General features: G+C 46.0%; 24 protein-coding genes. 14 read left to right on the top strand and 10 right to left on the bottom strand.

Annotation, left to right across the window (positions count from 1 at the left end; all coding sequences use genetic code 11):
• The first annotated feature begins 3 nt into the window (after window positions 1-3).
• The 3 genes from P2W76_RS07135 (at window position 4) to P2W76_RS07125 (ending at window position 4785) form a co-directional block, all read left to right on the top strand.
• Window positions 4-1710 carry an FAD-dependent oxidoreductase gene (locus tag P2W76_RS07135; protein ID WP_276346974.1) on the top strand — a complete coding sequence of 569 codons (1707 nt, stop codon included), beginning with the start codon at window positions 4-6 and terminating at the stop codon, window positions 1708-1710.
• A 485-nt stretch (window positions 1711-2195) separates the two neighbouring features.
• Window positions 2196-2771, top strand: a complete 576-nt coding sequence (locus tag P2W76_RS07130) for a YceI family protein (protein ID WP_276346973.1) — start codon at window positions 2196-2198, stop codon at window positions 2769-2771.
• 217 nt (window positions 2772-2988) lie between these two features.
• Window positions 2989-4785 (top strand): ATP-binding protein, encoded by a 1797-nt coding sequence (locus tag P2W76_RS07125; protein WP_276346972.1) that lies wholly within the window; start codon window positions 2989-2991, stop codon window positions 4783-4785.
• 81 nt (window positions 4786-4866) lie between these two features.
• Here P2W76_RS07125 and P2W76_RS07120 read toward each other — a convergent pair whose 3' ends face one another.
• From P2W76_RS07120 to P2W76_RS07090, 7 genes are all read right to left on the bottom strand, one after another.
• Window positions 4867-6549: a PLP-dependent transferase gene (locus P2W76_RS07120; protein WP_276346970.1), complete on the bottom strand. Its 1683-nt coding sequence runs from the start codon at window positions 6547-6549 to the stop codon at window positions 4867-4869.
• A gap of 246 nt (window positions 6550-6795) precedes the next feature.
• Window positions 6796-7245, bottom strand: coding sequence for a GNAT family N-acetyltransferase (locus tag P2W76_RS07115; RefSeq protein ID WP_276346969.1), 450 nt, complete (start codon window positions 7243-7245; stop codon window positions 6796-6798).
• Between the two features lie 9 nt (window positions 7246-7254).
• Window positions 7255-7635 (bottom strand): hypothetical protein, encoded by a 381-nt coding sequence (locus P2W76_RS07110; RefSeq protein ID WP_276346968.1) that lies wholly within the window; start codon window positions 7633-7635, stop codon window positions 7255-7257.
• Window positions 7636-7649: 14 nt separating this feature from the next.
• Window positions 7650-8282, bottom strand: a complete 633-nt coding sequence (locus P2W76_RS07105; protein WP_276346967.1) for a SatD family protein — start codon at window positions 8280-8282, stop codon at window positions 7650-7652.
• Between the two features lie 89 nt (window positions 8283-8371).
• Window positions 8372-9619: an amidohydrolase/deacetylase family metallohydrolase gene (locus P2W76_RS07100; RefSeq protein WP_276346966.1), complete on the bottom strand. Its 1248-nt coding sequence runs from the start codon at window positions 9617-9619 to the stop codon at window positions 8372-8374.
• 16 nt (window positions 9620-9635) lie between these two features.
• Entirely contained in the window at window positions 9636-10949 is a 1314-nt protein-coding gene (locus tag P2W76_RS07095) for an amidohydrolase/deacetylase family metallohydrolase (protein WP_276346965.1), read from the bottom strand.
• An 11-nt stretch (window positions 10950-10960) separates the two neighbouring features.
• Entirely contained in the window at window positions 10961-12244 is a 1284-nt protein-coding gene (locus tag P2W76_RS07090) for an amidohydrolase/deacetylase family metallohydrolase (protein WP_276346963.1), read from the bottom strand.
• A gap of 195 nt (window positions 12245-12439) precedes the next feature.
• Here P2W76_RS07090 and P2W76_RS07085 point away from each other — a divergent pair, with 195 nt between their 5' ends.
• From P2W76_RS07085 to P2W76_RS07050, 8 genes are all read left to right on the top strand, one after another.
• Entirely contained in the window at window positions 12440-12898 is a 459-nt protein-coding gene (locus tag P2W76_RS07085; RefSeq protein WP_276346962.1) for a (2Fe-2S)-binding protein, read from the top strand.
• Window positions 12899-12903: 5 nt separating this feature from the next.
• The gene (locus P2W76_RS07080) at window positions 12904-15039 is read left to right on the top strand and encodes a molybdopterin cofactor-binding domain-containing protein (protein ID WP_276346961.1); all 2136 of its coding nucleotides are present in this window, start codon (window positions 12904-12906) and stop codon (window positions 15037-15039) included.
• 174 nt (window positions 15040-15213) lie between these two features.
• The gene (locus P2W76_RS07075; protein ID WP_276346960.1) at window positions 15214-15711 is read left to right on the top strand and encodes a DUF4251 domain-containing protein; all 498 of its coding nucleotides are present in this window, start codon (window positions 15214-15216) and stop codon (window positions 15709-15711) included.
• Window positions 15712-15738: 27 nt separating this feature from the next.
• On the top strand, window positions 15739-16005 hold the full coding sequence (locus P2W76_RS07070) for a zf-TFIIB domain-containing protein (protein ID WP_276346958.1): 267 nt from the start codon (window positions 15739-15741) through the stop codon (window positions 16003-16005).
• Window positions 16006-16089: 84 nt separating this feature from the next.
• Window positions 16090-16443 (top strand): MmcQ/YjbR family DNA-binding protein, encoded by a 354-nt coding sequence (locus P2W76_RS07065; protein WP_276346957.1) that lies wholly within the window; start codon window positions 16090-16092, stop codon window positions 16441-16443.
• Window positions 16433-17164, top strand: coding sequence for a diphthine--ammonia ligase (locus P2W76_RS07060; protein ID WP_276346956.1), 732 nt, complete (start codon window positions 16433-16435; stop codon window positions 17162-17164). The genes P2W76_RS07065 and P2W76_RS07060 overlap by 11 nt, the downstream gene beginning before the upstream one ends.
• 68 nt (window positions 17165-17232) lie before the next feature.
• Complete coding sequence (locus P2W76_RS07055; protein WP_276346955.1) at window positions 17233-17682, top strand: KTSC domain-containing protein; 450 nt, start codon at window positions 17233-17235, stop codon at window positions 17680-17682.
• A 166-nt stretch (window positions 17683-17848) separates the two neighbouring features.
• The gene (locus P2W76_RS07050; protein WP_276346954.1) at window positions 17849-18337 is read left to right on the top strand and encodes an SRPBCC domain-containing protein; all 489 of its coding nucleotides are present in this window, start codon (window positions 17849-17851) and stop codon (window positions 18335-18337) included.
• 128 nt (window positions 18338-18465) lie between these two features.
• Here P2W76_RS07050 and P2W76_RS07045 read toward each other — a convergent pair whose 3' ends face one another.
• The 3 genes from P2W76_RS07045 to P2W76_RS07035 all read right to left on the bottom strand — a co-directional run bounded on the left by P2W76_RS07045 (window position 18466) and on the right by P2W76_RS07035 (window position 21237).
• The gene (locus P2W76_RS07045; RefSeq protein WP_276346953.1) at window positions 18466-18891 is read right to left on the bottom strand and encodes a nuclear transport factor 2 family protein; all 426 of its coding nucleotides are present in this window, start codon (window positions 18889-18891) and stop codon (window positions 18466-18468) included.
• A 292-nt stretch (window positions 18892-19183) separates the two neighbouring features.
• The gene (gene moaCB / locus P2W76_RS07040; RefSeq protein WP_276346952.1) at window positions 19184-20134 is read right to left on the bottom strand and encodes a bifunctional molybdenum cofactor biosynthesis protein MoaC/MoaB; all 951 of its coding nucleotides are present in this window, start codon (window positions 20132-20134) and stop codon (window positions 19184-19186) included.
• A gap of 179 nt (window positions 20135-20313) precedes the next feature.
• A complete protein-coding gene (locus tag P2W76_RS07035; protein ID WP_276346951.1) occupies window positions 20314-21237 on the bottom strand; it encodes a PHB depolymerase family esterase in 924 nt (307 codons plus the stop codon).
• Window positions 21238-21390: 153 nt separating this feature from the next.
• Here P2W76_RS07035 and P2W76_RS07030 point away from each other — a divergent pair, with 153 nt between their 5' ends.
• Genes P2W76_RS07030 through P2W76_RS07020 form a run of 3 tightly spaced genes read left to right on the top strand, consistent with a single transcriptional unit; the run spans window position 21391 to window position 24106 of the window.
• Window positions 21391-22137 (top strand): (Fe-S)-binding protein, encoded by a 747-nt coding sequence (locus P2W76_RS07030; protein ID WP_276346950.1) that lies wholly within the window; start codon window positions 21391-21393, stop codon window positions 22135-22137.
• A complete protein-coding gene (locus P2W76_RS07025; RefSeq protein WP_276346949.1) occupies window positions 22134-23519 on the top strand; it encodes a lactate utilization protein B in 1386 nt (461 codons plus the stop codon). The genes P2W76_RS07030 and P2W76_RS07025 overlap by 4 nt, the downstream gene beginning before the upstream one ends.
• The gene (locus P2W76_RS07020) at window positions 23519-24106 is read left to right on the top strand and encodes an LUD domain-containing protein (protein WP_276346948.1); all 588 of its coding nucleotides are present in this window, start codon (window positions 23519-23521) and stop codon (window positions 24104-24106) included. The genes P2W76_RS07025 and P2W76_RS07020 overlap by 1 nt, the downstream gene beginning before the upstream one ends.
• Window positions 24107-24110: the final 4 nt, after the last annotated feature.

The raw sequence follows: 24110 nt of genomic DNA, 5'->3' as shown, positions 1-24110 counted from the left end.
TATATGAGAAGAAGAAATTTCATTACCCTTGCAGGCCTGGGCGCAACCTCGCTTGCTGCAATTGGGCTGCCGGTTTTTAGCCGGAGCATCCCTGCTAATAATATAAACCCGGGACCGGAGCTTCACGCAGATCTGGTAATTGCAGGCGGCGGTGTCGGAGGATTTGCTACCGCGCTCGCAGCACTGCGCAATGGATTGTCGGTAATAATGACCGAAGAGACCGATTGGATAGGAGGGCAGCTCACGTCGCAGGGAGTCCCGCCGGATGAGCACCGATGGATCGAAACACATGGCGCCCCACAGTCTTACAGGACTTATCGCAATGCTGTAAGGAGCTATTATAAAACGAATTACCCCATTACACCTCAAGCGAAAGATAAAGAGTTTCTTAATCCGGGTAATGCTATGGTTTCGGCTTTGTGCCATGAACCCAGGGTTTCCCTTGCTGTGTTGAACGACATGCTGGCTCCTTACCTGAGCTCAGGTAAATTAACCCTTTTGCTGGAATATAAGATCAGGTCGGCAGAGTATTCAGGCAACCGGGTGAAAGCATTAAAAGCTCAAAGCTTACGGACCGGTAAAGAAACTATTCTTACCGCGCCTTACTTTGCGGATGCCACTGAAATGGGCGATCTGCTTCCTCTGACGGGAACAGAATTTGTCACGGGTACCGAGTCGCGTACTGAAACCCGTGAACTCCATGCACCGGAAAAGGCTGATCCCGATAACCAGCAGGCTTTTACCGTTTGTTTCGCAATGGATTACCTTCCGGGCACGAACAATATCGGAGATAAACCCGCAGAATATGATTTCTGGAGAAACCTGGTGCCTGAAATGACGCCGCCGTGGCCCGGTAAGTTATTGGATCTGAGCTATTCTGATCCCAAAACCCTTCAGAAAAAGCCTCTGGGCTTTAACCCGGACGGCAGCCCGACGGCCCCGTATCTGAACTTATGGAACTACCGGCGCATCCTTGCTAAAGATAACTTTACGCCAGGAGCCTATGCCGGAGATATTTGCGCGGTCAACTGGCCGCAAAATGACTATATACTCGGTAACCTGGTGGGTGTATCAGAGAAGGAGTTTAAACACCACGTAAATCGCGGAAAGCAATTAAGCCTGTCGCTGTTTCACTGGCTTCAAACCGAGGCTCCCCGTCCCGACGGCAAACAAGGCTGGCCAGAACTGAGACTGCGGAAGGATGTAATGGGTACAGACGACGGGCTCGCAAAATACCCTTATATTCGTGAGGCCAGGCGTATTAAGGCACAATTTACTATTTTGGAGCAACACGTAGGCCAGGCAAACCGGGTACAGGTTGCCGGCCCGGAGGCAGGTAAGAAAGCCGCTAATTTCTACGATAGTGTTGGTATTGGATATTATCATATCGATCTGCATCCTAGCAGCCGCAAACAGAACTATATCGACTTCGGTTCCCTGCCGTTTCAAATTCCCCTGGGCGCTCTTTTACCGAAACGGGTGGAGAACCTGATTCCTGTCTGTAAAAATATAGGCACTACACACATTACAAACGGCTGCTACAGGCTTCATCCGGTTGAGTGGAGTATTGGTGAAGCAGCGGGATTACTTGTAGCCTACGGGCTTAAGAATGGCCTGATCCCTTATCAGGTTAGGGAGGGGAAGGATGTGCTAGCTAAATTCCAGGACTTTATCAGGAGGCAGGGCATCGATACTGAATGGAAAAGTTAAGAACCTGATATGTAAATTAATTAATTATATGAGTTGTATAAATTTTTGATTATAAGTTATTTAATATATATTGTAACAAGCGATATTTGGTTAATCTGCCAAAGTGTCATCGGTCTGTGAGACTACATATGTGCTGATAATTGACTTCGCATCCGGAGTTTCTTGATCCGGATCAATTTAATTTCTTGTCCGAGATCATTAATCAGGGCTGAGTTTCTCCGGACCTTTGTGATATAAATGACAGACAATTCCTGGTTATCAAATTATGATGTTAATGTCATTTTTATAAGTTAAAACATGTAAATTAATACTTAACACTATAATTGAAGAGAAATAACTAGCCGGGTTCTGAACACGGTGAATGGCAGATCAATATTATCAGAAGAAGACGTTTCGGTTGCCATTTTGTATGAAGGCGAAAATTTTAAACATATTAAAGAACGTTTCACAGCGGAATATTAATCAATTAAACAATTAGAAATCAAATGAAAAAGTTATTCTTAGTAGCCTTAATGGCGGTATTTAGTTCGGTAGCTGCGATTGCGCAAACAACCTGGCATTCAGACAAAGCGCACTCAAAACTTGCTTTCACTGTTACTCACCTGGGTATATCAGATGTTTCAGGCCTGTTTAAAAACTTTGACGCGACAGTTACAACTTCAAAAGCTGATTTCAGTGACGGAGTGTTCAATCTAACAGCTGATATTAACTCTATCGACACAGAAGTAGAGCAGCGTGATAACCACCTGAAGAGCCCTGACTTTTTTGATGCGGCACAATTCGGAACATTGTCTTTCAAAAGCACTTCAATTAAGCCTAACGGTAAAAACAAGTATGTAATAAGCGGTGATTTGACTATGCACGGTGTTACTAAACCAGTTTCTATGAATTTGCTCTACCGTGGCAGCGTAGTGAACCAAATGTCAAAAGCCAACACTGCGGGATTCCAGCTTACCGGAACACTTAAAAGGTCAGATTTCAATATCGGCCCGAAATTCCCTGCGCCAATGATCAGTGATGAGGTATCTATCAAAGCAGACGGCGAGTTTATAGCAAAATAAGTCACCAGTTAATTTATTTCGAAAGTTGGCCCTGAAGTTCCCTTCATCGCCAACTTTTTTGCTTCAGAATTATTTATGCGGAGGCTGTATAGCTCTATTTATGAGCATCATATAGCAAGACCCTGATTCAGGTGTTATAAATATCTGCGGTAAAATTGTTTTGGCTCTAACTTGTTTTAAATGACGGTTTAAATATTCATATATTTAATCAGTCTAAATGAAACACACGCTCCCTATTTTTAACTGGTCATTAAGAAGGCTTCTTGATGCTGAGCCCGATAGTTTAAAGAAGGCCCGGATCAGTATTATTTTTACTATTCTCATTTTTTCTTTGATTAAGGGTGCCGTAGCTCTTCCGGGGGCTTTTTATGCTGGTCAGGATCTTCAGCTATTCAGAATAATATTGCTGCTGGGGATATTCTCAGTGTTATTAAAATTCCTCCTCGCACACAGGAAATATGCCGCCAATATTGGTATGATTTTGATCTGGGTAGGTTTGTTCCTGACCTGGTCCAACGCTTTTGTCACCGCACAAACGATAAACATTGCTACGATCCAGGTTGTTGTGATGATCATTCTCAGTAGTTTTTACCTCGTAAACTGGCGCTGGGCACTGATCTATTCATTTTTGGGCATCCTGCCTGTTAGCATTTTGCTCATAGTAGGAGAAGAGGTCAGGCTGGTTAAAATTGATCCTAACCAGTTGGCATCACCGTTTTATGAGATAGTTGTTGTGTTGAACTTCCTGACAATTGTGATAGCTCACTTTTTATATTATCAGGCTTTAAACAGAAGTGTTTCGGAAAAAGAAGCTTTAAACCTGCAGTTACAGCAAGCAGTTAAAGAAGCTAATATGGCGGTACAATCCAAAGCCGATTTCCTTTCCACCATGTCGCATGAATTAAGAACTCCTCTTAATTCTGTTATCGGTATGACGCAATTGTTGTTAAATTCTCCATATACGGAAGAGCAATCTGAGAATCTCAAGATCGTAAATTTCTCGGCAATGAACCTGCACATGCTAATCAATGATATTTTGGATTTTAACAAGATGGAGTCAGACAAGCTCAGTCTTGAAGCTATCCCTGTTGATTTATATCGTTTGGTAAATAATATCTGCCTGGGGATGCGATTTCAGGCTGAGGAGAAGGGCCTGGAACTTAATGTTACTATTGATGAACGGTTAAAAGATCAGCAGGTTATAACGGATCCTACAAGGTTAACGCAGATTATTCATAACCTCTTGGGGAATGCGATTAAGTTTACCCATTCAGGATCGGTTTCTATTGCCCTGGACGTGCTCGAGGCTGTAGATGACTCGATAACAATTAACTTTTCCATCACCGATACCGGTATAGGCATCAACATAGAGCAGCAAGCTTTAATTTTCGAGGCTTTTATGCAAGCTTCGTCGAGTACAACACGCAATTTTGGAGGAACCGGTTTAGGCCTGGCAATAGTGAAGCGACTGCTGGGTTTATTTGGCAGTGATGTGCAAGTAAAAAGCTCCGAAGGGCAGGGGTCTGAGTTCTATTTCGACATATCGTTCAGCCTGTCCGGACCTGACAAAGAGGTTCCTGAAACAGATAGCAAGATGCAGTATGACATTAGTAGTTTAAGAGTTTTGGTTGTTGAAGATAACCCTATCAACAGTTTGTTGTTAAAGAAGATTCTTTCTAACTGGAACAATTTGCCGGTATTTACCTTAAACGGATATGAGGCGATCGAAGAAGTAGAACGGAACGAGTACGATGTTATTTTGATGGATATTCACATGCCTCTGTTAGATGGGTATGCGACTGCCCGCATCATCAGAGAAATGACGGATGTCTCAAAGGCGTCCATACCCATTATCGCCTTGACCGCCTCTGTATCGAATGATCTTTATAATAAGATTAAGTCGGTAGGAATGAACGATTATATTAACAAGCCTTTTAATTCTGATGATCTGTACCGAAAGCTGAAAAATATTGGAAGCAGAACCCACGATGTTCTGGTGGAAATTCCGGGTTAGGATATAGTCGAAAACCGGATAAAAACAAAGGCCCTGTTTATTCAAACAAGGCCTTTTGTATTCAGTGCATTAGATAAATGTTTAGCTCGAAAGCGGCGGACCAACTGGCACGATGATCTTTTGTTTGCTTGTTGGATAAACATATTTCTTTGCCGTGAATGTTGAAGTCAGGTACTCTCCATGGTGTATATTGCCGCTCATGGTGTCTCCGTTAACGGTTCCTGAGAAAGTGAACGGAACATTGTCGCCCGGCATACTTGAACGACTTTGGAATTTCACTTCGTTTCCTTCGATAGTTCCGGCAAGTTCATTTGTGGTAAAAGTACCCTGATGTGAACCCTTCATGAAATTGCCATCCTGTTGTTCGATGATGAATTTATGCGGGCTGCTTTCAGTAAAATAATTGACGGTAACATCCCAGCGGCCTTTAAGATCGGCAGCCGGAGCCTTCATGGTACTAGGAAGGGGAGGGCGTTTCATAATAAGTGCCGCATGAACACGGTCTCCTACAATTTTATCATCTCCGGGCTGCATCATCCATGCGGCTATAGAAATTGAGGTAGTTGGTGTCGATGAAGCAGCGGCGGCCGCACCACGACCACCACCACCGGCACTCATTGCTATCCGTGGTTTGGTAGTTGAAAGATAAGTAGCAATATCAGAACCGGTAGCATTGAATTTATTAGGGTCCCATGAAATATTCAGGTTAGGCGTTCTGTTGCCCAGACCGGTGGGCTGACGGATGGTAGCGGTAACCCCTTCAATTGAAGAAACGCGCTTAGCAATATTCTCGAGATAACCGGTCCAGGTCTGCTCTTCTTTTTTATGATCACGCTTAACCCAGGCTTCAACCGCAGCCAGCATGCCGATCTGCTCTTCCTTGCCAACTTTATTGTCCCGTGCCGGGCCATGGTGCGGCGCGCTCGCCTGCCATGCAGCCATCAGTAATTTTTTATCGCCTAATAATAACCCTGCACTCTGAGGGCCACGGATTGCTTTACCTCCGCTGTAAGCCACCACCGTAGCTCCATCAGCCAAGTGAACATTTGGATTCAGTGTGAGAACTTCTGCAGCCGCATCAACAAGGATTGGCACGCCTTTAGGTTTTGCTACGTTAGCTATAGCCCGTAGTGAAAGAGGACCTGTTTCTCCAGGGGTTCCTGACATCAGATAGATCATTGCAGTGCGCGGACTGATAGCAGCCTCAAGTTCTTCCTGGGTATTTACAGTAATAATTTTGACACCAACAGCACGAACGGCATGATCGTAAACATTACGTGAACCCCTTGGGATAATTACTTCATTTTTTTCAAAGCCAGTAAGGTCCGGGACCCGTATTAGTTTCTCAGGGTTACCGCCGGTAACAGATGCGATGGTCACTAGTTTCATTCCTCCTGCGCAACCAGACGAAACAACGCCCCACTCGGCCCCTGAGAGTTCGGCAAGTCTTTGGCCAACACCCATTGCCAGCTCATCAAGTTGTACATAGTAGTTGCCAGCAGATTGCATTGCTTCCTTAGCTTCAGGCATCAGAGTAGATGCACCGATGATAGTAAATGTTCCACGACAGTTAATTACCGGCTCAACACCGATAGACTGATACACCTGAGGTCCTGCTTTTAGCGGGCCTTCTGCTAGTGTTTCACCACCCAACATGTCAAGCAGGCCAGCACCTTCAGCAGCGTTTGCCGACTTAGCGCTTCCAACGACTCCGCCAGCTAAGGGCAGTAGTGTCAGACCTTTAATAACGTCTCTACGTTTCATTTAATTAATTGATTTTAGGTTATATTGAGATTTGTTTTACGCACCCTTCTCAAACAGGATGAATGAGAAAACTAATTTATACACTTGGATAGTCAATTTACCTTAATATAAGTAGTATTAATGTTACAAGAAGCTGGCAGAACTAAAAAACGTAAACATTGTTACAGAAAGTTCAGCACCGCGCCATATCTGGTTAAAATAAATTGCTTTTTTGCCGGATAAAACGCCAAGGTAATGCCGGTATGCCTAAAGTTTCTTTTCGAAACAAACACTATTCTCTATACCACTATACTGCCCGTAATTGGGTATAATGTTATACCGGCTTTTCAGGTAAAGCGCTATTGCTTCGGGCTGTTTTTTACCGGTTTCCAAAAGGCATTTCTGATAGGATAGTTCTGCTGCCCACTTTTCTAATTCGTTCAATATGGTACTGGCGACACCTTTCCCGCGGCTCTCAGGAGATGTATACATGCGTTTAACTTCCATGCTGTCGGACGTCAGTTCTTTGATGGCTCCGCATCCTATAGGCGTTTTATCATCGTAAACGACCACAACATGTTTTATCAGGTCTATTTTATTAAACTGGGCATAGAAGGCATGCTCCGATCCATCCCTGATAGCCAGTTCGTAATCGAGCTCTTTCACAAGTTCCCGGAAGTCCTGATTTTCTGAGTTGGTTCGGATAGTTCTGATCATTACACACAGCTAAAGGTCTATGATTCCAATTTTTGTAAAAAGATAATAATACATCACCGCTATGAAAAGCGAGCTGAAGTTCCCGATCAGGAAGTAATCGTTCTTTATCTTTTCATTTTTGTCAATCCTGGTCCCGATCTTGAGCGCACCGAACACGATGAGTATTTGCGACAGGTTTATGGTGAGAAACAGATAAACTATAAACCGTTCCAGTCCGCCTTTAAATACTGAAATAGGCAAACCCAGAAATGGCTTGGAGGTTTCATTCTCTTTGTTCGCATCGCTTTCTTTGAAATTGAAATAACGCTTCAGGTAGGGGAAGAAAGTGAAGTTAAGCAGCACTTCACCCAGGATGAAGATGAACAGGAAGATAAGGATCTGAAAGATCATTTTATTAATACAGTTTATAATAAGGGCTTCAATAAAGTTACAATGATATTTTTAATTGTTTCATATTCGTGCATTTTAAGGCTTTTTCTTCTTCTCCAGGCACTGGACCGGTCCAGGTTTACTTTTTCGGCCACAACTTTATAATCATTAGTCTTGAAAAATTCAGCCACAATGGGATAGTCATTGATTTTCCATGAGTCGACAAAGCTTTGATATATTATAAAAGCCTGGTTAATTATTTCTGCTGTGTCCTTCATGTTATCTCCCAGCGAGATCAGAAACCTGGAGTCTTCATTTTTAAGCTCATTCAGGCTTTTTCTAGCCTCAGTCAGTCCCCGGCCAAGCATTTCGTAAGCTGTTTTGGTATTAATTTTAGTGTCTATTTTACCATAGTTCAGCACATAGCGCAGCTTCAGATCGAATTGGTTCGTGATGATGAGTTCTTCAATATTCAGGATAGTTTTTATTCCATCAGGGATCGAACTGGTAATTCCCTGGAATTCGTCCCCGAGGGTGATGGTTAAAGGAGAGACTACTTTGCCCTTATTATTTATTGCTGTGACGATATCCCTGAGCTGGGACATGAGAAGCCTGGAGTCCTTCTTCCCGCTGTTGATGATATCAGCCATTAATATGGGATAGTTCATTGTTGCATGTTTTGTACAAAAATAAAACTATTGCATAATTATTGCAATAGTTTGTTTATTTTGATTTTACTGCAATAGACTAATAGCGCTTACTTCTTATCCATACTCCATGGTTCGGCACTAAGGCCATTCAGATCCCAGACTATCCTGCCGTTTCTGACCGTCATCTGGGTTTCGAACTTTTTATCGCCATCCAGCTTGAAACCAGCCGCATCCATAAATCCGAACTTGCCTGTATTTACAGTGAATACGGCAATATCCGCAACGGAACCTTCACTCAGATTGCCGAGATCCGGCCGCCGGATAGCGTCAGCTGCGCCAACGGTTGCCCGTTTCAGGATATCCTCTTTAGACATTCCCATATTCAGGTATTTCGACATCAGGTTCAGCATGTCTTTCATGCCCGAATTCACGCTGTTATGATGCATATCCGTTCCAAATGTATTGGGGAGCAAGCCCTGTTTTACTGCGGGAATAGCCTGGTTGAACCAGAAGCCTACACCGCCATGCCCTACATCGAATAAAATGCCGCGCTTTTGTGCTGCCAGGACAAATGGCCGCACATTTCCCTTTTCATCTACTACGGGCATTCGTTCTGATACATTTTCATAAGCGTGGGTAATTATGTCTCCAGCTTTCATATGGTTAAGCTGATCTTCCAGAGAAAATTCGGTAATGTGACATTCTACGAAGAGCGGCCGGTTATTAGCTGAAGCAAGCTTTCCCGCAGCGGTAAACGGTGTCCATGATTTCCCTGAATAATGCCCGATCTTTACACCTGCTATCAGATCAGGATATTTTTTAATTAACTCATCGGCCCTGACCAGATCCATATCCAGGGTATCCTGTTCTGCTTTTCCGCCGATCATGCCTGGTGCAAATACATTCAAAAACGCCAGTACGCGAGTTCGGGATCTGTCGATCACCTGTTCTTTGAACGCCGGAAAGCTCTTATAGCCCGACGTACCAGCATCCACAACGGTAGTAATTCCCGCCCTGAAGGTGAAATCATCAGCCTTTACGCTCGACGATCCATTTGCAAAGCCGGCGTTGGGACCTGTAAAAACATGGGTGTGGATATCAATCAAGCCCGGACTGACGATCATTCCGGAAACATCAACAGTTTTTTTTGCTGAGCTGGCCGGGATGCCGGCAGCTACCTTAAATATCTTCCCCTTGCTGATGGCAACATCCATTTTAGAGTTGATGTTGTTCCTGGAGTCGATCACCTGGCCGCCCTTCAGCAGCAGGTCTATTTCCTGGGCATTGGATACCGTCGAACACAGTAAAAGGCATATTCCAAATGCAGTTGCGATATGTTGTTTATAGTTTCTCATGTTATTACTGAAATGATCAATTACTTCCGGCAGCTGCAGCACTAATCGCATTCAGATCCCACACAACCCGGCCTTTTCTGATAGTAAGCTCAGCTTCCAGTTTCTGCTTTCCTTTTAATGCCATGCCACTTGAATCTAAAAATCCAAAATCACCGTTCCTTAAGTTGAATACAGCGATATCGGCTTCCATGCCTTCGCTAAGATTCCCAAGCTCAGGTCTTTTAATCACGTTTGCGGGTTTCCAGGTCGAGGCGGCGATAACATCTTTCAGCGGCATACCAAGCGTCAGGAATTTCGAAGCCAGGTTGGCCATATCCTTAAAGCCGCCGTTCATGCTGCCGGTATGGAGGTCAGAACTTAATACGTCCGGGCCAAAACCCTGCTGCATGGCAGGTACTGCCTGGCTCCACATAAAACTTCCTCCACCATGACCTACGTCGAATATAATTCCACGTTTGCGAGCTTCAAATACGAAAGGCTTCACTTTTTTTGTTTTCACATCAACGATCGCCTGTTTGTGCTCAACCATCTTTCCGCTACGGTCATATTCCTGATCATAGCGATATACGTGAGTAAATATATCACCGGGACGCAGATATTTCAGGAAAAGATCCTCGATTGGGAGGGGAGGATTAGCTTTTCCGAAATCAACCATAACCGGAATATCGGCAATAGTTCCCGCTTCAACTGCCTTCTGAGTTGGTGCCCAGTCATGCCCGATATAATGGGCCAGTTTAATTCCCACTACGTGTGGTTTGTATTTAATAGCCACGTTCCCGGTTATCTTCCCATCCATATCAGCCAGGTTTTGCTCATAACCCACCAGGTCGCGCATTCCTTCGCCTACGATATTCATGAAAGCCAGAACACGTGTTTGCGATTCATCGATCACATTCTTTTTAAAGAGCGCGAAGTTTCGCCAGCCGGCACCACCAGCATCTACGACGGTAGTTACGCCCGCACGGAATGTAAACCCGTCAGGCGGAAGTGCAGTAAGTCCGTTGCTCAGGTAATGATCAGGCTCCGTCCCATGAAATACATGCCCGTGGATATCAATTAATCCAGGGGTGACATAAAGTCCTGTAACATTCACCGTCTTCTTTGCTGTATTAGCCGGAATATTTGCTGCAACTTTAAAGATCTTGCCGTCAGCGATGGCTACGTCCATTTTGCCATCAATATTGTTTTTCGGGTCAATAACGTGACCTCCCTTTAAAAGCAGGTCGATCTGTTGCGCTTTAAGCGAGGCCGGTAATGCCATCGAGAATACAAAGCAGGCTGTAAGTAAAGAATTGAAGAAATTTCTGTTAAAACGATTCGGTAATTGCATGTTCTGAATTATTAGTTTGTTTTTGAAGTCGGATCATATGCCGGGCTGCCTACACCATTTAAATCCCACATAACGCGGCCCGCTCTCAGGGTAAGTTCTGCCTGTAGTTTCTGAGTACCGGGCACCTTTATGCGTCTCACATCCAGAAAGCCAAAGTTGCCCTTTTGCAGGCTGAATACAGCGATGTCGGCCTCGGTGCCGATGCTCAGATTTCCGAGGTCAGGCCGTTTTATAACTTTCGCCGGCGCCTGTGTTGAGCGCTGGATGACTTCTTGTAGGGTCATCCCAATATTCAGGAATTTAGACATTACATTACTCATATCCTTCATTCCCGCGTTCATGCTCTCTGCGTGAAGGTCGGTGCTGATGACATCAGGTTTGAATCCCTGTTTAACTGCAGGCACCGCCTGTCTCCATGAGAAGGCCCCGCCGCCGTGGCCAACATCAAAAAGTATCCCTCTTTTTTTAGCCTCAAAAATAAAGGGCTTTACCTTTCCGTCCTCATCAACAACAGTTTCACGATTTGCCGGTCCGTAAGAATAAGTATGCGTAAAAATGTCGCCCGGGCGCAAATGCTCCAGGAACAGTGACTTAATAGGGTTTGGCGGATTATGTTCGCCGAAGTCCACCATGACCGGTACATTAGCCAGTTTCCCTGCTTCAACCGCTTTATCTACCTGGGTAAAACCGCCCCAATAATGCGCTGCCTTTATGCCGACCAGTATCTGCGGGTACAAACGCTTGATCATGTGAGCAGTCATTTCGGGATTCATATCGCTGACGTCCTGCTCCTCAAAACGACCATACATTCCCGTCCCGACTATATTAAGTAAGGCCAGCACTCTGGTATGCGAACGGTCTATGGTTTGTTCCTTAAACTTCCTGAAATTCCTCCAGCCCGACGATCCTGCATCTACCATGGTCGTTACACCAGAGCGGAAACTAAAAGCATCCGGATTCACACTGGTATGGCCGTCGGCAATATAAGAACCCGGGTCGTTCCCCTCAAATACGTGGGTGTGCATGTCGATAATTCCAGGGGTTACATACAGGCCAGTAACGTCAATTGTCCTTTTTGCACTGGCAGCCGGAATATTGGCAGCTACCTGGAATATCTTGCCGGCTTTTACGCCTACATCCATTTTACCGTCAATATTATTCGCCGGGTCGATCACATGGCCTCCCTTAAGAAGCAGGTCGATCTCCTGCGCTCTGACGCCCGAAATCCCGGTAAGAACCAGGAAGCTTAGGGTAAAGAGGCTTAGTTTAGTTTTCTTGTAGCAGTTTAATTTCATAAGATTTAATTATTTCCTAATATAATTAAGAATAATTAGCAACAAGATTTGATTATGGAATTGTTACTGAGATGTGAGAGATGAGCTGTGAGAGATGAGATATGGGGATGGGAGACGCTGGCGGCTAAAAAACGATATTGTTACATTTTATTGAAGATAATTTTAGTTATTTTTAAAACGACCAATACCTAATTTATGGCTACTTATAAACTTCAAGTTAACGGTAAAACACTGCAGGCGGATGTTGAACCGGATACCCCTCTTCTTTGGGTCCTTCGTGACCATCTGGGACTGGTGGGAACTAAATATGGCTGCGGGATCGCCCAGTGCGGTGCCTGTACCGTTCATGTAAACGGGGGAGCAACCCGCTCTTGTGTGTACCCGGTGTCTGCCGTAGGCAACTCTCAGGTAATTACGATAGAAGGTCTATCCGAGAAAGGAGACCATCCTTTACAGCTGGCATGGGACGAAGTTGATGTAGCGCAATGCGGTTACTGCCAGGCCGGCCAGATCATGACGGCTGCGGCTTTATTGAAAAAGACACCAAAGCCTTCCGACGAGGATATTGCAAATACTATGCATGGTAATATATGCCGTTGCGGCGCCTATCACCGCATCCGCGAAGCAGTTAAATTAGCAAGTACTAAAGCCTGATCATTATGGAAAGTGTAATTAAAAACAGCCGGCGCGATTTCTTAAAGATGACAGCTATTACCGGCGGGGGACTTGTATTGGGCTTCAACTGGTTTAATGTAGAGGCAGCGCCTGTTATTGTTTCTGATGCTGCCCTAGCGGGAAACATCGGGTTTAACAGCTACCTGTCTATCGCTACCGACGGGGTGGTGACCATCATGTCGCCTAACCCTGAGCTCGGACAAAATATTATGACCTCTTTTCCAATGGTAGTGGCTGAAGAGCTCGAAGCTGATTGGACAAAGGTTAAAGTTTTACAGGCAAACCTGGATAACAAATTCGACCGGCAACTTACAGGGGGCAGCGGTGCAGTACCGCATTCCTGGAAACTGCTCCGGACGGCAGGAGCAACAGCCAAAGCTATGCTCATTCAGGCGGCAGCAAAGCAATGGTCTGTACCTGAATCTGAATGCACCGCATCGCTCGGCTATGTAAGCCACCGGTCGGGCAAAAAATTAAGCTATGGTGAGCTGGCCGAAGCAGCTTCGAAATTGTCTGTACCCACTGATGTAAAACTTAAAGACAGGAAAGACTTTAAGCTGATCGGATCCAGTGTCAGGAACGTGGAAAATAAGAAGATAGTTACAGGCAAGCCGCTTTTTGGCCTTGATTTCCAACGTGAAGGTATGCTTTTCGCGATGATACAGCGACCTGAATCATTTGGGATGAAACTTAAGTCGGTAGATTCGGCTGCTGCGAAAGCGATGCCAGGCATCGTCGATGTGGTTAGTTTTAAGAATAACGTTGCTGTCGTAGGAAAGTCGACTTGGCAGGTTATGAAAGCCAGGAAGCTGCTTAAGATAGAATATGAGAAGGAGGGAGATATTGAAAGTACAGATGATCACAACAAGCTTTTCCTTTCTTTAATGGACAGTGGAACGGCCACCGTGCGCCGCAAAGAGGGCGACGTAGATGCCGCATTTAAGAATGCCGCTAAAGTTGTCAAAGGAGAATATCAGTGCCCATTCCTTTCTCACAGTCCGATGGAGCCCATGAACTTCTTTGCTCACGTAAAACCTGATAGCGTTGAACTCGCCGGCCCTACCCAGACACCTGCACGGGCCCGTACACAGGTTGCTCAGCTGCTCAAAGTTCCGGAGGATAAGATAAGTTTAGAGCTTACCCGCCTGGGAGGTGGTTTCGGAAGGAGACTCAACAATGATTTCGCTGTAGAAGCAGCCGAATTGTCGAGCATCATGAAAGCGCCTATCAAGCTTATCTGGACAAAAGAAGATGACATGACCGGTGGTACCTACCGCCCGGCAGTACGCTATCGTTTTGAAGCAGCGCTGGATGCATCGGGTAATATGACCGGTTATAAATTAAGAGGTGTTGGAATAAATGCCGGCAATTCTACACGGGAGAATAATTTCCCTTCAGGCTCTGTCGACAACCTTTTAATAGATTCAGTAGAACATAAGTCGCCCATAACCACCGGTGCATGGCGTGCGCCGATAACTAATTTCCTGGCCTATGCTGAGCAATCATTCCTGGATGAAGTAGCTGTGGCGGCAGGCAAAGACCCGGTGACATTCAGGCTTGAACTATTGGAAAAGGCTAAGAAAAGCCCTGCAGGTCCGGTGCGCTATGATGTCGACCGGATGATCGGTGTGATCAAGCTTGCGGCTGAGAAGTCGAACTGGGGTAAAAATAAAAATGTATCACAGGGCTTTAGTGTGTATTTCTCACATGCTTCTTACGTTGCCCAGGTGGCGGAAGTAGAAATGCAGGGTAGTATGCCTGTCGTTAAAAAGATAGTTGCTGTTGCAGATTGCGGGCAGGTGGTTAACCTCGGAGGCGCACGCCAGCAGGTAATGGGCGGCATCGTTGATGGCCTGGGACACGCGATGTACAGCAAGCTTAGTTTTAAAGATGGCGCAGCGCAGCAAAGGAACTACGACAGCTACCGCCTGATCCGGATGAAAGAGATCCCTGAAATTGAAACACACTTTGTCGACAATGGTATAGATCCAACAGGACTTGGGGAGCCAGCGCTTCCGCCAACGGGAGGTGCCGTGGCGAATGCGATCTTCAAGGCAACTGGTAAGAGGTTGAGAAGCCAGCCATTTGCCGAGCTCGATGTGTTCAAGACAGTCATTTAAACAGGAGAATCAGAGGACTTTAATCTCTGGTCTCCTGTAAAAGACTACCAGCTTAACAATTAAATTAACATAACCGGCATGACCAAACCGGTTGTGTTTTTAACACACGATAGCCGCGATCTGAACGTTTAATATTAGCATGGTTTTTGACCCTTTAACCTCAAAATTAGTGTTATGAAAACGTTCAAGATAATAATAAGCAGCATAGCCTTACTCGTCTGTATTTCGACGGTATCTCTTGCGCAAAGCAAATCACAAAAGAATGCCCGTATGAAAAGCCTCGTGGATAGTAGATCGTTTATATTCAAGCCAGAATCGGCTACTCCTATGTCCGGAGGCAACATCCGGTTAACTTCATCCTATTATGAAGTACGCTTTTTAGACGACTCATTAAGCAGCTTTCTTCCGTATTTCGGAACTGCATACCGGGCGCAATATGGTTCTACCGATAGCCCGCTCACGTTTACTTCGTCCGACTTCAGTTACGAAACCAAAACGTCATCTAGGGGCGGACAAACCGTGATAGTGAAACTCAATAAGCCGAGCGACCCTGCTACGCTGACACTTTCCATCAGTCCCTCGGGATATGGAACCTTGCAGGTAAACAGCGTCAATCGCCAGCCTATTTCATTTTATGGAACGGTAGAACCAGTTGAAAAGAACAAAAATTAGAACCAATTCACATAAGTATAGATAAACATGAAGTGTCCAAATTGTCAAACAACATTATTGATAACAGATAAAAAAGGTATAGAAATAGATTATTGCCCTGATTGCCGGGGAATATGGCTCGACAGGGGAGAATTGGAGAAGATAATTGAAAGATCAGCCGAACATTATTCAAATCGCGAAAACTACGAGGCTGATTCCAGGAAATACGAGTACGGTAAGCATAACAGCGAGTATTACAGGGCAAATCCTCATAAAAAGAAGAAATCATTCCTGGACGATATATTCGATTTTTAATCTCCTGAATTACCTTTTATTACATTTGAGGCATGGCTGAGCAGGTGTGAAAGCACAGCTTGGCGATGCTCTTAAAAAATTCAAATGGTCACAGAACAAACCTGCCGTGAATTGGCGCTTTCATTCCCTGAATCGCATGAAGAGCCTCATTTTGAAAAGCCTTCCTTCAGAATTGGTAAGAAGATATTTGCTACCATGAACCTGAAGGAGAACCGTGTATGCGCTAAGCTGTCTGATATAGACCAGGATGTATTTTCGGCGTTCGACAAGAATATTATCTATCCGGTTCCAAACAAATGGGGTAAACAGGGCTGGACGCTGGTGGATCTCGGAGCTGTACGGGAAGATATGCTTCTTGACATCTTAAGCACGGCCTATTGCGAAGTTGCGCCGTCGCGACTTGCCGCACAGATCAGGGGGAGCGTGGATGGAGCCTAAGATTTCCTGTATTTTCAACTGGAGCGGGGGCAAAGACAGCGCGCTTGCACTTTATCATTGCCTGCAGGACCCACGGCTGGATGTCAGGTATCTCGTCACCTCGGTTAACGACAGCGTGAACAGGGTGTCGATGCATGGCGTCAGGGAAGAGCTGCTGATCAGACAGGCCCGGTCTATCGGAATTCCTCTTCACCAGATCAGGCTTCCTGAAATGCCGGGAATGAAAGAGTACGATGATACCATGAGGACGCACCTCGAAAAATTTAAGGCAGAAGGGATCACCCACTCCATCTTCGGGGATATCTTCCTGGAAGATCTGAGGAAATACCGGGAAGACCGTCTCGCTGAGGCAGGCTTGCAGGCTATGTTTCCCTTATGGAAGCGCGATACCACCGAGCTTATCCACGAGTTTCTGGATCTTGGCTTTCGCACCACAATAGTTTGTACACAGCATCAGCTCGAGCGGCTGGCTGGCAGGGAACTTACAAAGGAATTGCTGCTCGCTTTCCCGGAAGATATCGACATCTGCGGCGAGAACGGAGAATTCCACACCTTCGCATTCGACGGACCTATCTTCAGGGAACCTGTCCGTTTTAGAGACGGCGAGAAAGTCTTCAAAGAATACAAGCAGCCAATGGACGCTGACGATAGCTGCACCACGCCAGCTGCATCTGCCGGCAAACTGAGCGGGTTCTGGTATACAGACCTGATACCGGTATAGTATTTTTTTCTACCTTCGCAGAATTCTATTGAAGGTGTTCCATGCTTTCATACGATGATAAGCACAGCATGAAGAAAATAATTGATTACCGGAAACTTCTAGAAGTTGATAAGAATGCAGACCTTCAGGCCCTGAAGACGGTATACCGCACCATGATGAAAACATGGCATCCCGACAAGTTCACCGATTCGCCTGAGGCCAGGGTCGAAGCTGAAGAGAAAAGCAAGACTATTATTGAAGCCTATCATTTCCTGGTGAGCATAGCTCCCGAAACGCATAACCAGTCTTTCGCCGAATATACGCTAACCACAACCACTTCAATGATGCTTGATTTCGAGTACCAGTCCCAGGTACTGAAGGTCAGTTTTGCAGACGGCAGTGTTTATGAATATTTCGATGTGCCCAGAGCTGTGTATATCAAGCTGATCAATGCCGACTCGCCAGGTCGCTTTGCAAGGCGCCACATCTATAATAACTTCGTTTACAGAAGTACAAGCAGGCTGGCTGCCGCGGTATAAACCGCATGCTCCCTCCCCCACAGCGATATCATCCGATAGCCATCGCATCCCGCGCAGGCGGAAACCTCGATGACTTTTTACTTCTGAATATCGTGGAGACAGAACCATCACTGCGGAAATAATACCAAAACTTGTAATTTAGGCGATCACATAGATCTAAACCCAAATGGAAGATTTTGATTGGACATCCTTCACCAAAACGATTGCTGTAAAAGCGAATATTGCTGATGTATATAAAGCCTGGACCAATGCAGCTGAGCTTGAAAAATGGTTCCTTGAAAAGGTGACTTTCGTGGGAACCGATGGGCCGAACCCGGTTGAAAGTGCTTCTGCGGGATCGAACTATGAATGGCTGTGGTATTTATATAAGGATCCAATGAAAGGAAGGATCATACAGGCAAACGGGAAGGATTTCCTGCAGTTTACTTTCGAAGGAGAATGCCTGGTAGATGTGCGGCTTAGCGAAGACAAAGGATACACTATAGTTGAGTTGAAACAGCATAATATCCCCACAGATGATAAGTCTAAGAAGTTTGTCCGCCTGGGCTGTTCCCATGGTTGGGCGTTTTACCTGGTCAACCTTAAATCTGTATATGAAGGGGGAATAGATCTGAGAAATAAAGATGAAAGGCTGAAGCCGATGATTAATAATTGAATCAGCCGGATCCAGTAGCGCGGGTGTTTCAAATGTTTATAGAGATATTATAGTTAGAGGGCACCGATCCTTTACAAAAAAGCCAGCCCCATTTAAGAGACTGGCTTCATCAAAGATAAGGTCTGAATTTATATAAAGGAAGTGCTAACACTTGTAATTTTCCAGCCTTTGGTGGTGTTTGCAAGGTTAAGGTAGCTCACTTTTGAAAAGTTGTCATATTTCATGGTAACCTTTACGACGCTTGCAGATGGAGTAGATTCAATCACGCTGAATTCAGTAACACAGTTTTGCTTTACGTTTTCAGTGGTTTTCAAAACATTTAACATCTCTGAGCGGTTGTGGCTGATGATGTTTTCGCCTCTTGTTGAAGTGAATTTTACGTTTTTGTCAAGTACTTCCGGAAGCGCGGTAATCTTACCAACGGTTACTGCCTCAATGTAGGTTTTCAATGCATAATTCATTTCCAGCTTCTCCTTAGCAGTTCCGTCTGCTGCAAATGATGATAATGAGAATGCGATTAATAATGCTGCTGCGATGCTTTTTAGAGTTTTCATAACGCTTGTTTTTTAAGTTTAAGTTTTGTGTTTATATTTTATCTGGTTTGTTTCGTTGATCAAAAGTATAGCGCAGATCGACGCTGGCATACAGCTATTAGGCGGAGGGCGGAACTTTTTCGGTAAACGGCGGAAATTTCTAGGTGAAAATAGAACGCGGTTTTTTCACCGGTTCAATAAGTGATTTTCGCTTATAGGATGAGAACGCTGAGAGCCAGGACAGCTATAGGATCACACAGGGATAGTGATACTTTATGCGTAGGATCAGCGTAGGATGGTACTTAGATAGCGGTCAGTGAGAGCCTCCCTCCATCATCTTTCTTGCATGAAACACCCCGGGCAAAATGGCCTCGAGCGATTCGCGGGCGCCGTTGGTGCTTCCCGGCAGGGTAACGATCAGGGTGCTTGCGATAGTGCCTGCAATAGAGCGGCTCATCATTGCCAGTGGAGTACGCGCCTGGCCGAAGCTGCGCATAGCCTCCGATATGCCATCTGCATTGCGTTCGAGGATCTCACATACAGCCTCCGTGGTATTGTCCCGCGGCCCGAGTCCTGTACCCCCGGTGGTAAAAATGAACTGGACATCATCAGCTACCCAGGCTTTGATCTGGGCTTGAATGGCTTCCTTGTCGTCAGGGAGCACTTTGTAATGTAATACACTGGCCTTAACGTTCTCAAGCATGGCAGATACCAGCCTGCCGCTCTTATCTTCACGAGTACCTGCTGCTGTGGAATCTGAACAGACAAGTACAGCGCAGGTCGGAGTTGTTTCAGTAAACCGGCTCCGGTCGCTCTTGCCGCCTTTCTTTTCCAGCAGTTTAATATGGCCGATCTCAAGGCCGGTATCCACTGGTTTTAACATATCGTAGATCTCCAGCGCTGCGACGGATACAGCCGTAAGCGTCTCCATCTCAATACCCGTCCGGCCAATGGACTTAGCTTCTCCGGAAATAACGATACCGGTACGTGCGGCAATCGCATCGCCAAACAGCTCCGCATGAAGCTCCCGGCTCAGGAATTCGAAAGTGAAATCCATCCCATCGATAGTTACCGGGTGGCAATGGGGCAGGAGCTGCGGTGTCAGCTTCGCACCGAGAAAACCGGCAGCGCGAGCCACATCAAACAAATTACCTTTAGGCAGGGAGCCCGAATTGATCAGTCCTATAGAGTTCGCTGAACAAAATATAATGCCAACGGCCCGGGCCGTACGAAGGGTTACTTGTTTGCTGGTGATATCGCGCATGTGCTTGGGTCCGAATTAAGAACGGCAAGTTACGAATGACTAATTAAAATAACGTCAGGACAGACATTGATAGTGGCTATTCACCTAATAACTGTTCAACTTCACTGCGTAGCTGGGGCAAATGTTCCATGCATTGATGTCATTGTCCATAAATCACCAGCCGCTCCGTAGTTCTGCTGTTACTTCTTATAGCTGAGCATAAAATCCCACACCCGTTCAAAAGAATTATAATCCATATTCTTTCCCGGTACCAAAGGCTTGCCGGCCTCTCTTAATGTAGGGTGCTGATGGTGGCCATTTACGATCTTATACAAGACCACATCGTACTTGCCCTTATATTCCTGAACCTCCACGGTAGATTTGTCGCCCGGCTCAATATCAGGAAGCGTGGTGATCTTCGGCTTAGCGCTCACACCATTACGCTTAACCCAATAGGCCACATTCGCATCGCCGGATAATATACTCGCAGTGCGCGTTACCCGGATAGGTCCGCCGCTCCATTTTATAACCGTGTCCGCAGTGCCGCTGGTGATGATGATCGGGATAGGTTCGGCACTGGGAAACTGCGCCGCAACCTCGTCGCTTATCGACGAAATAAAGGGTGCTGCAGCCGCGATCTTCCCGGGGATATCTACACTTAAGCGGTAGGTCATCATGCCGCCGTTTGAACTTCCCGATACATATATGCGTGAGGGATCGCCTTTAAACTCTTTGATAAAAAGGTCTATCAGCGAACTGATGTATCCCACATCATTTACGCTGTCTGTTAAGGGATAACTCCCACCAAGCTTATCGTTCCAGTGCTTTGAAGTGGCCTCTGGATATACCACGATGGCCTTATCGCGCTCTGCGCGTGCATGGAACTGGGGACCCAGCACGTTAACGCCGATCTGGGCGCTGGCACCCATGCCATGCAGGAAGAAAACAACGGGCAGCTTTGCTTTTTCATTGTACCCTTGCGGAATATAATACATGTATTTACGGTCGAGCCCGCCGAACTTGACAGTTTCCGTGTGGATTCCCGGCGTTTTTAAATTCTGGGCAAATAACAATTGCGTAATACTTATTACACACAGGACTAAAAGGGAGAAGTTTCTAAGCATATAAGGGCTAAATTACCAGGTAGTGTCTGCGTGGGCCGGGACATCATTGCCGGGCATAGCAGGAGTACAATTAATTATTTTTTCTTTATCAAAAATAAACTAATTTGTTGAAAGTTTACCTGCTCCTTTGTGCGGGTTTTATAGACTAGTTTTATGAAAGTTGCCCTTTTTATTCCCTGTTACATTAACCAGCTTTACCCTGCTGCTGCTATTGCTACATTGGAGCTCCTGCAGAAACTTGCAGTTGAGGTAACTTACCCTGCAAAGCAGACTTGCTGCGGACAGCCAATGGCCAATTCAGGATTTGAGCACATGACCCAGTCATGTAACAATCTTTTTATTGAGAATTTCTCAGGCTTCGACTATATCGTCGCCCCGTCCGCCAGTTGCGTACTTCATATCAAGGATCATCTGCATTCACATGCTGATGAAGCTGCGGCAACAGCCATCAGGGGCAGGATCTATGAACTGGTCGAATTCCTTACGGACGTGCTTAAGATCGAAAGCCTGGACGCTTATTTCCCGCATAAGGTCGGGATACATCAGAGCTGCCACGGACTTAGGGGCTTGCACCTGGCGCAGATGAGCGAACTGGTGGCTCCTGATTTCTCTAAACCACAGCATCTGCTGAATATGGTGCAGGGAATCGAAATGATCTCTCTTGACCGGAAGGACGAGTGCTGCGGTTTCGGGGGCTTGTTTTGTATCGCGGAAGAGTCAGTTTCAGTAAAGATGGGCAAGGACCGGATCACAGACCACACCAAGAATGGTGCAGAATATATTACCTCACCAGACCTTTCATGCCTGATGCATATGGAAGGAATACTTCAGCGAAATAAGAGCAATGTCAAGATAATTCACATTGCAGAGATATTAAATAGCAATATGCCGGCATTATGAAGAGCACCGCAGACCACGCAACTTTAGCGGAACAGTTTAACAGAGACGAAGAACGTGTCGACTGGCATGACGGTGCACTATGGTGGATCAGGCAGAAACGCGACCGCTCTGCCAACCAGACGCCTCAGTGGGAGGAACTGCGGGAGGCTGCCTCGGCCATAAAAAGCAACGTGATCTCTAACCTTCACGATTACCTGGTCCAGTTTGAAGATAACCTGAAGAAGAACGGGGTAAAGGTTTATTGGGCAGCTGATGCCGAAGAACATAACCAGATCGTATACTCGATCCTTAAGGCGAAAGAGATCACTCAAATGGTTAAGAGTAAATCTATGCTCACAGAGGAATGCGGTCTGAACGAGTATCTGCACGAAAGAGGTATTGATGTGATCAATTCGGACCTGGGTGAGTATATCCAGCAGATCGATAATGAGCCGCCGAGCCATATTGTTCTGCCGTGTATCCATAAACGGAAAGAAGAAATAGGGGAGTTGTTCCATGAGCATCTGGGTACGGAAAAGGGCCTGTCGGATCCTACATTACTTACGCGCGTAGCCCGGAAGCACCTGAGGAATGTGTTCCTCACCCGCAGGGCCGCACTTACTGGTGTCAACTTCGCTGTTGCTGAAACCGGTGAGTACGTGGTTTGTACCAACGAGGGCAATGCAGATATGGGTGCACACCTGTCGGAAGTGCAGATAGCTTCTATGGGACTGGAAAAGCTGATACCGGAAAGGAAACACCTGGGAGTCTTTTTAAGACTGCTTGCCCGCAGCGCTATTGGTCAGCCGATCACGATATATTCCAGTCATTTTAAGAAACCGCGGCCGGGGCAGGAAATGCATCTTATCCTGGTTGATAAGGGAAGGAGCAGTCTGATGGCGCGGCCGGATTTCCGCGATTCACTGAAATGTATCAAGTGTGGAGGATGTATGAACACCTGCCCGGTCTACCGTAAAAGCGGGGGCTTGAGCTATCACAATACCATATCAGGACCGATCGGGGCTATCCTTGCACCAAACCTGGATATGCAGCAGCATGCCGATCTTCCGTTCGCATCTACACTCTGCGGATCATGCTCCAATGTATGCCCGGTGAAAATACCCATACACGATCAGCTGTACAAGTGGCGGCAGGTGATCGTGAAGGAGGGTTATGTAGCCAATCGCAAAACATTTAGCATGAAGGCTATGTCGCTCACCTTCTCCTCTCCGGAGATGTATCAGACGGCTGGAAAAACCGGTCGCTGGATATTAAACCACGCACCTTTCGCTGTAAACCATAAGCTGAATCCCTGGTACAGGCAAAGAGATATGCCTGGAAGTCCGAAGCAGTCATTTGGCGAATGGTACAAGAAGAATATTAATAGCAAAGATAAACACTGATGAACAGCAGAGAAGCCATCCTGGCAGCAGTAAAGAAGAACCAGCCTGCGCTATCGCCATTGCCTGATATATCGATGTTCAAGGTGGTCGAAGCAGACATCGCCTCCAGGTACACGGAAGTGTTTACGGGCATAGGAGGACAGGTAATAGCGGTTAGTGAATTAGAACACATCAAACCCCTGCTATCTGAGCACTTCGATATATCAAAGCGTACTGTGACCACCTTGCCGGAGCTCTCAGATGTGGCAGAATTAATAAACACAGAGGTTGATCCTCACAGCTTTGACGACGTAGAGCTGGCAATAATAAGGGCACGGCTGGCGGTAGCCGAGAACGGAGCGGTTTGGTTAACAGAAAGCGTGATGGGACAGCGGATCATCCCATATATCTGCCAGCATTTGGCAGTAGTTGTTACCGAAGACAGCCTGGTATCCACGATGCATGATGCCTATGGAAAGATCGCATCCGAAGACTATGGCTTCGGCGGGTTTATAGGCGGCCCGTCTAAAACAGCCGACATTGAACAAGCATTGGTGCTAGGCGCCCATGGCCCCTTAAGTATGACTATTTTCCTGATTAAACAATAACTGA

The sequence above is a fragment of the Daejeonella sp. JGW-45 genome, assembly GCF_029360805.1.
Taxonomy (GTDB): domain Bacteria; phylum Bacteroidota; class Bacteroidia; order Sphingobacteriales; family Sphingobacteriaceae; genus Daejeonella.
Note: the sequence above shows the minus strand (reverse complement) of the source record. Positions and strands in the feature narration are given on the sequence as shown.